Genomic DNA, 1375 nt, shown 5'->3' with positions numbered 1-1375 from the left:
CCGCGGCCAGCTCAGCGCCGTCGCTGGCCTGGGCCACCTGGAAGCCGGCGTCCGACAGGAAGTCGCACAGCAGCGCGCGGTTGGCCGCGACGTCGTCGACCACCAGCACGCGCCGGGGCGCGCCGAGGTAACGCGGCACGCCGGGCGCGATCTTCGGCGTGGCGTCGGCCTCCGCCTCGGTGGGCGACAGCGGCAGCTCCAGCTGGAACCGGGTGCCGACGCCGAATTCGCTGCTCACCCGCACCTGCCCGCCCATGTCGTTCACCAGGGCCCGGGTGATCGCCAGGCCCAGCCCGGTGCCGCCGGCGCGGCGCTGCGCGGCGCCGACCTGCACGAAGGGCTCGAAGATGCGGTCCAGGTCCTCGGGGCGCATGCCGATGCCGGTGTCCTCGATGTCCAGGCGCAGCCGCACCTGGTCCTCCGCGAGCGGCTCGGCGCCCGCGCGCAGCGTGATCGTGCCGGCGTCGGTGAACTTGATGGCGTTGCCCAGGAGGTTCAGCAGCACCTGGCGCAACCGGCGGCCGTCGGTCAGCACCGTCGCCGGCAGGGCGCTCGCGGTGTCGAACACGAAGGCCAGCTGCTTCTCCTCCGCCTTGATGCGCATCAGGTTGACGACCGATCGCAGCAGCTCGGGCAGGTTGACCGGCGCCAGGTCCAGCTCGGTGCGGCCGGCCTCGATGCGGGCCAGATCCAGGATGTCGTTGATCAGCGCCAGCAGGTGCAGCCCGCTCTGCTGGATCGTCTCCAGGCCGCGCGCCTGCCGGGCGCTCAGTCCGCCTTCCATGCTCAACAGCTGGGCATAGCCCAGGACGCCGTTCAGCGGCGTGCGCAGCTCGTGGCTCATGCCGGCGAGGAACTCGCTCTTGGCGCGGTTGGCGGCCTCGGCCGCATGCCGGGCGGCCCGCTCGGTCTCGAGCATGCCCTGGTGCAGGTCGGTCGCGGCGGCGCGCGTGCGCTCCTGCTCGTCGAGCTTGGACAGCAGGCCCTGTACCTGGCTTTCGACCACCGTCGGGCCAAGGCCCAGCACCTTGGAGATCTCCTCGTACGCATTGCCCTGGGCGATGAAGCGCAGCAGGCCGATCTCCGCCGGCGTGAGCGCATCCACGGGGATCTGCGCGGCCAGCTCGAAGGAGGTTTCGGAGGGCAGGGCCATGCGCCCGGCATGCACGGCGCGGATCGCGTCCAGCAGCTCCTTGTGCAGCGCGTTCTTCAGCAGGTAGCCCAGCGCGCCGGTCTGCAAGGCCTGCTGCGCCTGCGCATCGTCGACATAGGTGGTGAGGACGATGATGCGGGCGTCCGGGAATTCGGCGCGGATCGCCGCGATCGCGTCCAGCCCGCCCATGCCGGGCATCTGCAGGTCCATCAGCGTGACGTC

The 1375-nt window shown here is 71.6% G+C and carries 1 protein-coding gene; it reads right to left on the bottom strand.

Annotated features, from left to right (window positions below; genetic code table 11):
* On the bottom strand, window positions 1–1375 hold a 1375-nt coding region (locus FUT87_RS24005), incomplete at both ends, for an ATP-binding protein (protein WP_147242618.1).

This window comes from Mitsuaria sp. TWR114, from assembly GCF_007997345.1.
This window is presented reverse-complemented; position numbering and strand designations above follow the sequence as displayed.